Here is a 12,243-nt window from a genome sequence, read left to right as displayed (position 1 = left end):
TCCCTGCACTTGGCGGGAACGACCATGATGCCGACAACAACGGAGGACCGGACGACGGTGACGGCAACAAATAGGTCCATCGCGGCGCTTCGAGCACGCTGTCGAAGGTCACTGCTGATCGTTGGGGTGCTGGGGACGACGGCGGTGCTGGCCGCCAGCGGCTGCGGTTCCCGCCCCGGGAACCAGACACCGGGTGCCGCCCCGTCCGGCGCAACACAGTTCTCCTGGTTCCACGCCGGCCCTGCCCCGGCGGGGTGGCAATCGATGGAACTGCCGGACGCAACAGCGGTGTTGTCCATCCCGCCCGATGCAACTCCCACCCCGGGCGACCCCGGCACCGTATCTGCTACCGTCACGGCGCCGAACGGTGATCTCAAGATTTATCTCAACGCAACGCCGCAACAAGGCGAGGAGTCGCAGTCCAATTGGCCGGAGTTTCGGCTCGCCCACCTCACGGGCGAACACGCCGCGTCTGCGAACCGGCTGGCGGACCGTGCCGGAATGCCGTTCCGCGGTGGCCTCGGCTCATGTGTGGAGGACACATATGTAACCCGCATCGGCGGGCACAAATACCGGGAGATCGCCTGCCTCGTTGCAGGAACGCGGGGCGGCAGTGTCCTGGTAGCCGCAGCTCCCGCCGACTCCTGGGACCGTTACAGCCCGGTACTGCAGCAAGCGGTGGAAGCATATGCCTCCGAGTAGTGCAGGCCACCCAATCGACGACGGCCGCCAGCCGGTTCGGTCCGGCAGGTTGGGTTTAGGCCGATTGGCTTCGGCAGGTTGGATAGGACCGGTTGGATTGGACCGGTTGGATTAGATACAGCGAAGGCGGGAGACTGGATCAACTCGATCACGAAAGTGGGAACCACATGATCAATCTCAAGCAGGACGCCGAGGGTTTCATCCGTATGAACAGGCACTTCCCGGAAAAGTCGCTTATCAGCATCACTTTCACGGATGGCTCAGAGCAGGTCTACTCCGGGCGCAGGCTCAACGGCATCTACGACGAGGCCCTGGCCGAGTACCGGGCCCAGAACCACCTGGACGCCAAAGGGTTCTCGCGGGCCCCCAAGAAAACGGTCCACCCGGCGAACAAGATCGAGTTCGTTCCGGTGCACGCTGGAATGGACCCCTAACGGCGCCCCGGCATCAACATCCGCCTGGAACGGTCAGCCTCGGTCGGCCGGGGCCGGGCTGCCGCGTCACCTGCCGGATCAGCCGACGCCGATCGCGCCCGGCCCGTGCGCCGGGCGGCGGAGGGCCCTGGCGCGGATGCGGAGATCATTGTCGTGCACCCGCCGATCGACGCCAGGCACAGGTGTGGGGGCGGGACTTGTCCGCGGTGCCGGTGGAGTTGCGGGCAACTCTTCCGGGCACAGGTCACTGATCAGGCCCATGCCGGCGTACTCGCGCATGGCGGTGATGCCGGCAACCGCAGCGGGCTTGTCTGCAAAGCCCTTTGAGACGGCCAGTATTGCCCCGTCCGGGGCCCTGAGCCGGAACCTAATGCAAGCATCGGCATCTACGAAGAGTTCAAATGTGCCGGCCATGACGATCCTCCCGATTCGCGGGCTCCCCGTCCGGACATCATTGCCACGGAGAGACGGGGGAAGGCTTCGCTGCTGCCCACTGGTTTGGTTTGTCCTTGCGGCTGAACAGATGACGTCAGCCCTTCCTATTAGTCTCGCTGGGACCTTGAAACGCCCACAAGGCCGGGCACGTAAATCCTAGGTAAATAGCAGCCAACGGTCCCGCGCGAGGTCGCTGCGGGCAGGAACAATGCCGCCTCCGCGGTGTCCCTACAGGGGCGGCCAATGGTCGCGGCAGTAGGCCGCGCGGCTGGCGCCCGGGGACGGCGGCGGGAGGACCCGGTCCCAACAGGGGGCGACGGCGACGGCGTCGACCCGCTCAGAAGGCTCCGCCGCCGCTGCGCGGCCCGCATCGCCAGGAAGCCAGGTCATGACTGAATCGTTGGACAACGTACCCCCCATTTTTCTTGGCTGAAGGCGCACCGGCTCGCATCACGGACCGCCATGCGCCTCACGCCAGAGTAGCCGGGAGCACTGACGCGAAAACAGGGACTTTGGACCGTATCGGGCGAACCCCGCGGGTGCCTAGGCCTGCCGCCCGCATGCCGCCCCGGAGCAGCCGTCTTGTGGCCAGAGGCGCGGAGCGAAGCGGCAGAAGTGTTTCATCCATTGGAAATAGAGGTCGTGGCGGCGGAGAATCCGAGGCAGTCTTGGGGACAGCCGCAGTCCCCTGACAGGAAAGAAGGATGCGATGTCCCTCAGCGTTGAGGAAATGAACAAGCAGCTCCCGGTGGCCAATGCGCTGCCGGGCGACGCCGTCCCGTACTACATGGCGTCGGGCGAGGGCGCCCGTTATGAGATCAACGGCCAGCTGGTCACGGTCATCGCCCGCGCGGCGGACACCGGTGGGATGTTCAGCGCCGCCTACATCTCCGGCGGCATGGGGGCCGAATCGCCGTTTGTGAGCCACGCGGTGGAACACAAAACGCTGTATGTCTTCGACGGCATTCTGCACGTCTGGCTGCCTGGCGAAAGCCGGATCCTGGCTCCCGGGGATTCCGTGGTGATCCCGCCAGGAACCCCGCACGCGTACCGGATGGCGAGCCACTACACCCGGTTCCTGAACTGGATGACCCCCGGAGGCGCCGAAGCGTACTACGAACGCGTCGGCACGCCCATCGATTCGCACGTCCCGCCGGTCAGGGCGGGCCGGAAGCTCACCTTGCGGGAGTGCGCCGAGGTGGGCGCGGAGTTCGGCATGACGTTCCCCGACGTCGAACGCGTGGCGCCGACTTTCCGGCAGGACGCCGGACTGCCGGCGGCCCAGAGCCCGTACTTCCTCAGTGCAGGCGAGGGCGAGCGGCTGGTCAGTTACCAGACCATGTTCACCTACCTGTCCCGGCCGGCGAACACGGGATCGAACTACTTTGCCGTCCACACCAAGGGCGCCAAGTCGCCCTACATTCCGCTGCATTTCCATGAACAGCACACGGAAAACTTCCTGTGCACCGAGGGCCGGATGTGGATCTACGCCAACGGCCGCGAGGTGCTGCTCACCAAGGGCGACTTCCTCCACGCACCGGCCGGAACCATCCACTCGTTCGCCTTCGACTCCCACAACACCCAGATGGTCGGTTTCCTGACGCCGTCGGTCTTCAACGGCTTCTTCGAGTACTTCAACAAGCCCACCGAGGACTACATGTACACCGAGGGCGGCACGCCCTACATGGACATGGAGGGTTTCGGCCGGGCCCAGGCCGAGATGGACCTGACGGTGGTGGGTCCCCCGCCGCAGCGCCGCGCCGCGCTGGACATCTAGTCCGGCCAAGGAACTCAGCCCAGCAAACAGCCAGGGTCCGGAACTCCTCGGAGTTCCGGACCCTGGCTGTTTAGTCGGTGGCTGCATATTCGGTGACTGCGGATTCAGCTTCCAGCCCGGCCCGTTCCCCGAAACCGGCCGGCCTCCTGATGCTGGCGGACGAGTTCGCGGCCATAGTCGTTGCCGTTGGGCGTCCGCATCACCGTGTGCATGTGAAACGGCGCGGGGGTGTCGTTGCTGAGGAAGACGCCGGTATGGTGATCCAGCTCCATGACCAGCACGGGGCTTTGCAGGCGGAAGTAGAAGGAGTCCGATGCCTCCCACCCGCCGATCCAGCAGAACCAGGTCTCGTCCCAGTGGGCCGCGATCTCCCGCCGGCGGGCGGACCGCGGCCCGTCGGGGAGGAACGCGATGAAGTCTGCCACGAGCTCGTCCAGGACCACCCGGGCAGCGGCGGGCATCGCACTGACCGGGATGCCCTCGTAGGGAATCACGCGGTTGTCCTGGAAGCAGCCGGCCAGGTGCCGTTCGTCCCCGGGGTGCAGCCGGCCTTCGGGCATCCCCGGATCCTGCATGTCCGCGAAGAGTGTGGCCTGCTCCCGCAGCGGCCCGGGCATTGACTCCATGAGGCGCCGCGCCAGGGCGATCCGCTCCTTGAAAACCGCCACGCCCTGGTGCGGGCCAGCGTCAATCACGTCCGGTTCAGCGCCCAGGAACACCGGGGCAACCACCAGCTGGGTCCCGGCCACTACGACGTTGAGCGCCACGTGGTGCCCGAAGAGCTGCCAGCCCCAGGGGGCCGTCTCCGACGGTTCCCCGTAGAGGGCGAAGTTGTAGCTGTACTCGTTCATGAGCTCGGGCAGCTCCACGAGGTCACCAAGGAATCCGTTGATCCGCATCAGGTTCCGGACCAGCCCGTATCCGGCCGGGCTCAGGCTCGCTTCCAGGACGGCCAGGATCCGATCCCGGACGGCGGGGGCCAGCTCGTCCAGGCGGAGGCCCGTGTCATGCTGCATGAATTCCGGGTTGGCCCAGCTCTGCCATTCGTGCGCGTCCACGCCGTAGCGGAGCCGCCGGGCCTCTGCCGGGGTGAGGCCGGCCAGCAGGTCCCGGGCGGCGGCTGTCATGGCGGCAGCGGGTGCTTCCTCCCCCGCCGGTGCCGGCGCGAGGGGATACAGCCCGGCCCGGCGGACGCCGTCGCTGGTCACGCCTGTGAAGGGCTCGGGATACTGGGCGGCCCAGCCTTTGATCATGGGACCTGCGAAGGGGTCGGTCTTCGCCGCCTCGGCATAGCCCCGGGCATCCAGGCCACGGATCTGCGCCACCCGCGGGTGGTCGGGCGGGAAGAGATAGTCACGGAAGGACGGCTCGGACACGTGAACTCCTGTCGGGGTCTTCGGATGGTGTTGCCAGCGGCCAGCCGGCGGCCACGCCAATGGCCGCGGCGGCCTTCGCCGGGTCGGTCCCCCGCCAGGCGACGTGCTGGTCCGGGCGGACCAGCACCGCGGCGGCCTGCCAGTGCGTGGCCATGGCGGTTCCGTGATGGTCGGGGCCGACGCCGACGACGGCCAGCGGGATGCCGCGCACCGCGGCGGCGGCCTGGGCCGCCGCGTACGCCTGCCCGGCAGTGCTGCCGCCCATGCTGTCGCGGTCCACCAGGAGGGTGAAGCCGGTGCCCAGCAGGTCATACAGCGACGTTGTCTCGTCGAGCCAGGTGTGGGGCAGCAGCGATCCCGGGCTGGCGGAGGGGACGTAGCTCACGGGGTCCTCGGCGGGTACGGGCCGGCCGTCCGGAACCACCAGCGGCGAGGAGCCATACCCGTAGCCCAGCACCAGCCCGAGCGAGTCGAACTCACTTTGTTTGACCGCCAGCGCGTCTTTGGCAACCTGCCGGGCCGCCTCGCCGTCCGCATCCCCCCGGCCTAGGGCCGGATCCGCGAAGTGGTAGGCGAGCGACTGCCCGTTGGCGGCGGCATCCCGGATGGTCCGGGCCGCCACCGGCCGCCGCTCCAACTCGTAGCTGCCCGGCAGGGCGGGGCCGCCCCAGCCCTCCAGGGCGGCGGCGATCTTCCAGGCCAGGTTGGCGGCGTCGCCGATGCACGTGTTGAAGCCGTGGCCGCCCCAAGGCGGGTTCAGATGCGCCGCATCACCGACAAGGAACACGCCATCGTGCCCGTACCCCGGGGCGAGCAGCATGCGGGCGGTCCAGGGGTCGGTGGCGATGACTTCGACGTCGACGTCGGCCCCCACCAGTGAGCGAACCAGATGTCCGGCGTCGGGTGATCCGCTGCCGTCCACGCCCTGGATGATGGCCCACCAGGTGTTCCCAAGATCCAGCCGCCCCACCATGCCCGAAACATCCGGTCCCAGGACCCAGTACTGGACGGCCGGATCCAGGGCGATCGCGGCGGCGAGGCTGTCGGAACGGAACAGGACACTGATGTTGGAGAGCTCGGCGGAGCCGCCGGCCAGGCGGATGTTCAGGCGGCGGCGCACGGTGGAGGAGCCGCCGTCGGCCGCGGCGACGAAGCTGCAGTCGACCGCTTTGCGCCGCCCCGTTGCGTCGGACACTGCCACGCGCGAGCCGAAGCGCCGCGGGCCGAAATTCGAGGCTCCGCTGCCCTGGTTGATGTCGAGGTCTTCAACGCTCAGGCCGGTCAGTAACGTAATGAGCGGGGAATCGGCGACGGCTTCCCGGAGGACGGCCTCCATGACGGGCTGCGGGACCTGCTGGCCGCATTCGGGCTGGGGGCCGTACCGGCCCGGGACCAGCTGGAAGGCTTGGCGGAACCGGGTGACTTCGTGGCCGGTCAGGGCGGAACAGAAGATGACGTCCTGGGCGTACGCGACCGGCAGCGGGGCGGCGTTGCGGAGTTTGTCGGCCAACCCGAGGCGGCGCAGGTGGGTCATGGTCCGCGCGTTCGTGGTCTTGGCGCGCGGCCGGTCCGGGTCAATGGTGGTCCGCGGCTCGATGACGAGGCTGCGGATCCCGCGGTGTGCCAGGTCCAGGGCGAGGAACAGTCCGCTGGGTCCTCCGCCGGCGATCAGCGCGGGCACCCGGTCCGGCAGGGCATCGAGGGCCGCGTTGCTGACGGCGGTCATCAGGCCCTGGCCCGCAGTGCTGGCCCGCCCACGGGCGTGATGAGCGTTCCCAGGGTGTCGATTTCCACCTCGACCGTGTCGCCGGGTTGCAGGAGCCACGGCGGGGTGCGTACGTAACCCACCCCTTCCGGAGTTCCCGTGGCGATGATGTCACCAGGATGCAGGGTCAGTGTCTGGCTGATGAGCGCGATGATGGCGGGCACGGAGAAGATCATGTCCCGGGTGTTGCCGTTCTGGACCTCGGTGCCGTTGACCCGGGTCCGGACCTGCAATCCCTCGCGAAGGTCCCCGGCCTCGTCACGGCTGACCAGCGGCCCGAGGGGTCCGCTGAAGTCGCCGTTCTTGCCCAGTGTCCACTGCGAAGTGAGTTTCTGGGCCCGGCGGGCGGTGAGGTCATTGAACGTGGAGTAGCCGAAGACCGAGTCGGCGGCCGCAGCCTCGTCGGCGGATTCCAGGCGCTGGCCAATGTAGGCGGCCACCTCACCTTCCCAGTCCAGGCCGTCTTCGCCCGCGGGTACAGGGACCGGCACGTTTCCCACCGAAAGGGAGGCCGTCCAGCGCCCGAACAGTGTGGGGTAGGGAGGCAGTTCCTGGTCCTTGTAGCTGCCTTCCGCCGCGTGGGCCTTGTAGTTCAGGCCAACGCAGATCACCCGGGCCGAGGCCGGGACCAGCGGCACTTCGGTGACGTCGGCGCGCTCCAGCGCGTCGACGGAGTCATTCGTCAGCGCGTCGGCTGGCAGGGAAAGCGCTTTCTCCTGCCAACCGACGGCATCGGCCCAGAAGTCAGGAACCGGGGCCAGCGGAACCACCCGTTGGCCGAGGAGGGCAGCCGCCCATGAGCCGCCGTCGTGATTAATGCCGATGTACTGCATGTGTTGGGGCCTTTCTGGTGCCGCCCGGAAGGCGGGGGTTGGTAGGTGGGCACGGCAAAGTGAGGCCCCGCACTGGAGAACCTGTGCAGATGTGCCTTTGCAGGCGGGCCGATCATTGGAGTGCTGTTGTGCAGTGGCCGGTCAGGTGGCCTGAGTGTCCGGGGGCCGGGATTGCCGGAGAAAGAACGAGACCGTTGCCCCCATCGCCTTCTCCGCCGCGGCCTGGCTGTGGTCAGGGAGGATCCACATGTGGTCTGCGTCCTCAATCAGGAGAAGTTCGACGGCGGCGCCGGCACCTTCCAGCGCGGCAGCCAGCGACGCTGACTGGGTGGGCGGAACGAAGCGGTCAGCGGTTCCGTGGGCCAGGAAGAACGGCGGCCCCAAACGGCTGGCGTAGCTGATGGGGCTGGCCGCCGCCGCCTTCGCCGGCTCGTCTGTCAGCACGGCACCGACGAGGAGTTCCTCGCGGGATCCGGGGTCGTCGGCCCGGGCGACGGCGGCGGGGAGGCTCTGTTCGGCCATCCTGCCCAGGTCCGTGGGCGGGTACCAGGCTGCCACCGCGGCGACGGCAGCGTCAGCATCGGCGCCGCCGGCATTGGCGGTCAGACCCACCAGGCTGGCGAGATGGCCGCCCGCGGAGTCGCCCCACGCGTAGATCCGGTCCGGGTCCACGTTGTAGTCGGCGGCATGGTTCCGCAGCCAGCGGACGGCGGCCTTCGCGTCGTGCAGCTGGGCCGGGAAGTGCGCCTCCTGGCTAAGCCGGTAGTCCGCCGATGCCACCACGAATCCGGCATCAGTGAGCTTTTCGAAGGCGCTGATGCCGAATCCGTCCAGGACCGGGCCCAGGGAGGAGCGCTCCCCCACGCGCCAGCCGCCGCCGTGGAAATGGACCACCGCGGGGCGGGGAGCCGCCCCGCCCTCAGGACCGGGAAGGTTGAGGTCCAGTAGCAGCGGGCGGGATCCGTCGTCGCCCGCGCGGGCGAATTCGATGCCGCTCAGCACCCGAGCTTCCGTCATCGTCGACTCCCTCCGTTTTCCTGTGCCGGTTCACTTGTGCGCCGGTTCCATGATGCCCGGCGTCTCCCCATAAGACTGTCGGATCACCGGGCCGGCGCAAACCACGGATTTCAATCATTGAAAGGGCTTTGCCGAGGCCAGTTCCGCCGCAAGGAATGCCAGCCCCTGCTGCACGATCGCCAGCGCCGCCGAGTGGTTGAGGTACCCGTGCGTCGCCCCCGTTTCCAGCCTGAATGCCACCTGAGCGCCGGCCGCGCGGAGCGATTCCCCGAACAGCTCAGCCGAAGAACGCAGGTCATCGTATTCGCAGGCTATGACCGCCACCGGGGGCAGCCCCGAAGGATCGCCATGGCCGGGCAGGGCATACGAGGACGCCATCCCGGCGGGGCCGCCGATGTAATTCTCCACCAGTGCCCGGCAGTCGTCCCCGGTGAAGCGCAGTATCCGCGGCAGCCCGGAAAGCACCCTGCCGTCGGGCACCGCGGCCGGCTCCAGAGGGGGAAGCTCGGCGTGCAGGAACGGGTACGCCAGAAGCAGCTTGGCGGGCAAGGCCAGGCCGGCGTCCTTGAGATACATGGCGGCGCCGACGGCGAGGTTCCCGCCGGCGCTGGCGCCGCCAAGGCACAGGCCTTCCGGCGCCACCCCCAGCTCCTCGGCGTGGGCAGCGGCCCAGCTCCACGCCGCAAGCGCGTCTTCGTGCGGGACCGGGAAGTGGACGCCGTCGCGGGCCAGACGGTAGTCGGCGGAGAACACCACGCCGCCGGTCCGGTGGGCCAGTTCACGCCCAACCTGGTCGGCCTCCCGCATGTCCAGGGTCCCGCCGGCGAACCCGCCGCCATGCAGCCACACCAGGCCCGGCAGCCCGGCACCGGACATGAGCCCTGCCCCGGCGCCTCGGCCTCCGTCCAACACCTGCCTGCCGGGGCCGTAGATCCGGATGGGCACGGGCCCGTTGGGCCCCGGCGCCTCCACCGAGCGGACGGAAATGTCAGGGGCCGTGTAGGGCAGACCCGCGCCGCTGAATGCCTCCAGCCGCCGCATCCCGGCAGGGTCGGCGAGGAGCTCGGTGAAGGAGGTGGCTTCAGCCACGTGGTGCATGAGACCGGCCAGCTCCACATCCAGGCTCATGGCTGAAACACCGGCTCGCGGGCGCCTGCGGCAGCTGAAGGAACCGCGCAGCTGAACGAATACGTCCCGGACCCGATCTCGATGCCGCTGTTCCCGCCGTCGGGCAGGTACACCGCGGCGGTGCAGCCGGCCGGGACCGTCACGGACAGCGAGAATTCCTGGCCCGCCAGCTCCCAGCGCACCGCGGCCTCCCCATAAGGGCTCTCGTGCCGGGCAGCGGCCCACGCCAGCCCCCCACCGGGCCTCGGCCGGATGGCGAGTTTCCGGTAACCGGGTTCGGCCGGCGCCAGGCCGGCCACATTACGGTGCATCCAGTCGGCCACGGCACCGAGGGCGTAATGGTTGAAGGACGTCATTTCGCCCTCATTGATGCTCCCGTCCGGGAGCATGGAGTCCCAGCGTTCCCAGATGGTGGTGGCGCCCATTGTCACGGGGTACAGCCAGGACGGGCACTCGGTCTGGAGGAGCAGGCGGTAGGCCGCCATCGCCTGGCCTCCATCGCTGAGCGCGTCGCAGACCAGCGGGGTTCCCACGAACCCGGTGGCGATGCGGTAGCCGTCGGCTTCCACGGTTTCCGCCAACCGGGCGGCCGCGGCGGGGTGTTCCGCCGGTTCGAGGAGTCCGAAGCGCAGGGCCACCGCGTAGGCCGTCTGCGTGGATGGCCGGAGCCGGCCGGCGTCGTCAAGGTAGCGCTCCCGGAACACCGCCCGGGACCGGGCGGACAGCTCGCGAAGCCGCTCCGAGTCCGTGCCGTGGCCCAGCAGTTCGGCAGCCTCGCCTGCCACCGACGCCGAGTACGCCAGGTAGGCCTGCGCCACGAGCTGCCAGGGGGTGCGCGCATCGCCGGGTGAGTCCGGTGGTGCGGCCGGGTCCAGCCAGTCGCCGAACTGGAAGCCGTGCTCAAAGCGCAGCTCCGGGCCGGCGGCATGGGCCGCGGCTTCCAGCCAGGCCATCATCCCCGGCAGCTGCCGGCGGAGGAACCCGAGGTCCCCCGTGCGCTGGTACAGCACCCAGGGAACAAGCACGGCGGCGTCACCCCAGGCGGCCATCACCGGGCGGTCCGGGAACGGCGGCTTTTCGGCCACCACTTCCGGGACCACCAGGGGCGGCGGCCCGTCTGTCCCCTGCTCCGCGGCGAGGTCCTTGAGCCAGGAGGTGGTGAAGCCGGGGATCCGGTACAGGAAGGACGCGGTGGCGGCGAAGATCTGGAAGTCGCCGGTCCAGCCGAGGCGCTCGTTGCGCTGCGGGCAGTCCGTGGGCACGTCGACAAAGTTCCCGCGCATCCCCCACACCACGTTGGAGTGGAGCTGGTTCAGCATCGGATCGGAGCATTCAAACGTGCCGGTGCGCTGCAGGTCAGAATGGATCACGACGGCGGTGAACGCTTCGGGGTCCAGCTCGCCGGGCCAGCCGCTCACCTCCGCATAGCGGAACCCGTGGATGGTGAACTCGGGCGCCCAGGTCTCGCCGCCCGAATCTCCGCGCAGGATGTAGCGGTCGGTCTGCTTGGCTACGCGCAGCGGCCTGACGCCGAGTTCGCCGTGCTCCAGGACCTCGGCGTGCCGCAGCACCACTTCGGTTCCGGCCGCACCGGTCACCTTGAAACGCACCCGGCCCACCAGGTTCTGGCCGAAGTCCAGAATGGTCTTTCCGGACGGCGTTCCCAGTAGTGCCTTGACCGGCAGCTCGTCGGTGGCCCGGACGGGCGGGCCGTCGGGCGCGACCAGGACTGCGGGATCGAATCCGCCAACCACGACGGCGGGCTGCAGCGTGACGGTGCCCGCTCCGGTCTCAGGTCCGGTCCCGGCCCAGCCACGGTTCCCGAGCCGCGCATCGAAGGTTTCGCCGTCGTACAGGTCTGCCGACAGCACCGGCCCGTGCCCGGCCAGCCACGACGCATCCGAGCCAATCACGCTGACTGCCCCGCCGGCGTCGGTCATTTCCAGCTGGGCGATCACGGCGGTGCGGTTCCCGTACGTGTTGCGCTTCTCCTGGAAGCCCAGGTTTCCGCGCCACCAGCCGTCCGCGAACTCAAGGCCGATCACGTTAGTGCCTGGCCGGAGATACTCAGTGACGTCGTAGCTCTGGTAGCGCAGGCGGTGGTGGTAGCTGGTCCAGCCCGGGGTCAGGATGTCCCGGCCCACGCGGTGCCCATTGATGTGCGCCACGTAGACGCCGTGGGCGCTGGCGTAGAGCCGGGCGGAAGCCACCGGCCCGGCCATTTCGAACGTCCGGCTCAGGCGCGCTGCCGGCTCGTTGGCGTCGCTGGCCTCGTCCCAGGCCGGCCGGATCATGGCTGCCTGCCAATCGGACGCGTTCAGCAATCCCGCCTCTACGTAGGCAACGGGGCTCCATTCGGAGGGCGCGTCGCCGCCGTTGCCCCAGACACGGACGCGGACGGCGACGCGCTGGCGGCTCTCCAGCGGCGGTGCGGGCCAGGGCTGCAGGAGCTGCTCGCTGGTCTCGGTGCGGCCGTAGCTTGTCCAGCTGGCCTCATCGGGGCCGAGCTGGAGTTCGTAGGCGGTCTGAACCCAGTCAGGTATGCCGGCGGCGACCTGCCAGGAAAGCCGGGGCCGGTCCTCGCCGATGCCGAAGGGCTCCTCGTGGTGTTCGAAGCGGGGGGTGGAGGGAACGGTGGCCATCGGGAGGGCGGCGTCCTGGAACGGGAAGCGAAGGGTGTTTGGAGTCAACGTCGGCTCGTTTCGTCACGAAGGGGAAGACTTGGGCTCCCCCCAGCGTCCCGGGAACGGCAATGCGCCCGCTAGCGACGTTTCAT

The 12,243-nt window shown here is 68.9% G+C and carries 11 protein-coding genes; 3 read left to right on the top strand and 8 right to left on the bottom strand.

Annotated elements, in window-relative coordinates; translation table 11 throughout:
* Positions 1–702 (top strand): hypothetical protein (locus tag LQV16_RS21025; RefSeq protein ID WP_229995798.1); only part of this gene is annotated, 702 nt, incomplete at its 5' end.
* A 167-nt stretch (positions 703–869) separates the two neighbouring features.
* Complete coding sequence (locus LQV16_RS21020) at positions 870–1,136, top strand: hypothetical protein (protein WP_229995797.1); 267 nt, start codon at positions 870–872, stop codon at positions 1,134–1,136.
* 78 nt (positions 1,137–1,214) lie between these two features.
* Here LQV16_RS21020 and LQV16_RS21015 read toward each other — a convergent pair whose 3' ends face one another.
* Both LQV16_RS21015 and LQV16_RS21010 read right to left on the bottom strand, forming a co-directional pair.
* Positions 1,215–1,550: a DUF1508 domain-containing protein gene (locus LQV16_RS21015; RefSeq protein ID WP_229995796.1), complete on the bottom strand. Its 336-nt coding sequence runs from the start codon at positions 1,548–1,550 to the stop codon at positions 1,215–1,217.
* Between the two features lie 249 nt (positions 1,551–1,799).
* Positions 1,800–1,961, bottom strand: coding sequence for a hypothetical protein (locus LQV16_RS21010; protein ID WP_229995795.1), 162 nt, complete (start codon positions 1,959–1,961; stop codon positions 1,800–1,802).
* A gap of 319 nt (positions 1,962–2,280) precedes the next feature.
* Here LQV16_RS21010 and LQV16_RS21005 point away from each other — a divergent pair, with 319 nt between their 5' ends.
* The gene (locus tag LQV16_RS21005; RefSeq protein ID WP_229995794.1) at positions 2,281–3,348 is read left to right on the top strand and encodes a quercetin 2,3-dioxygenase; all 1,068 of its coding nucleotides are present in this window, start codon (positions 2,281–2,283) and stop codon (positions 3,346–3,348) included.
* A 104-nt stretch (positions 3,349–3,452) separates the two neighbouring features.
* Here the strand turns inward: LQV16_RS21005 and LQV16_RS21000 are convergent, their stop codons facing one another.
* The 6 genes from LQV16_RS21000 to LQV16_RS20975 all read right to left on the bottom strand — a co-directional run bounded on the left by LQV16_RS21000 (position 3,453) and on the right by LQV16_RS20975 (position 12,157).
* A complete protein-coding gene (locus tag LQV16_RS21000) occupies positions 3,453–4,724 on the bottom strand; it encodes a DUF3500 domain-containing protein (RefSeq protein WP_229995793.1) in 1,272 nt (423 codons plus the stop codon).
* A complete protein-coding gene (locus LQV16_RS20995) occupies positions 4,702–6,450 on the bottom strand; it encodes an FAD-dependent monooxygenase (protein WP_229995792.1) in 1,749 nt (582 codons plus the stop codon). Before LQV16_RS20995 ends, LQV16_RS21000 begins: the two co-directional genes overlap by 23 nt.
* Positions 6,450–7,322, bottom strand: coding sequence for a fumarylacetoacetate hydrolase family protein (locus LQV16_RS20990; protein ID WP_229995791.1), 873 nt, complete (start codon positions 7,320–7,322; stop codon positions 6,450–6,452). The genes LQV16_RS20995 and LQV16_RS20990 overlap by 1 nt, the downstream gene beginning before the upstream one ends.
* A gap of 141 nt (positions 7,323–7,463) precedes the next feature.
* Positions 7,464–8,339: an alpha/beta hydrolase gene (locus tag LQV16_RS20985; RefSeq protein ID WP_229995790.1), complete on the bottom strand. Its 876-nt coding sequence runs from the start codon at positions 8,337–8,339 to the stop codon at positions 7,464–7,466.
* 114 nt (positions 8,340–8,453) lie between these two features.
* Positions 8,454–9,467, bottom strand: a complete 1,014-nt coding sequence (locus LQV16_RS20980; RefSeq protein WP_229995789.1) for an alpha/beta hydrolase — start codon at positions 9,465–9,467, stop codon at positions 8,454–8,456.
* Positions 9,464–12,157 carry a family 78 glycoside hydrolase catalytic domain gene (locus LQV16_RS20975; protein ID WP_229995788.1) on the bottom strand — a complete coding sequence of 898 codons (2,694 nt, stop codon included), beginning with the start codon at positions 12,155–12,157 and terminating at the stop codon, positions 9,464–9,466. Before LQV16_RS20975 ends, LQV16_RS20980 begins: the two co-directional genes overlap by 4 nt.
* Positions 12,158–12,243 lie beyond the last annotated feature (86 nt).

Source organism: Arthrobacter sp. Bi26, from assembly GCF_918697925.1.
In the GTDB taxonomy this organism is placed as follows: Bacteria; Actinomycetota; Actinomycetes; order Actinomycetales; family Micrococcaceae; genus Arthrobacter.
The sequence above is the reverse complement of the archived record's forward strand: the minus strand, read 5'-3'. Positions and strand labels throughout refer to the sequence as shown.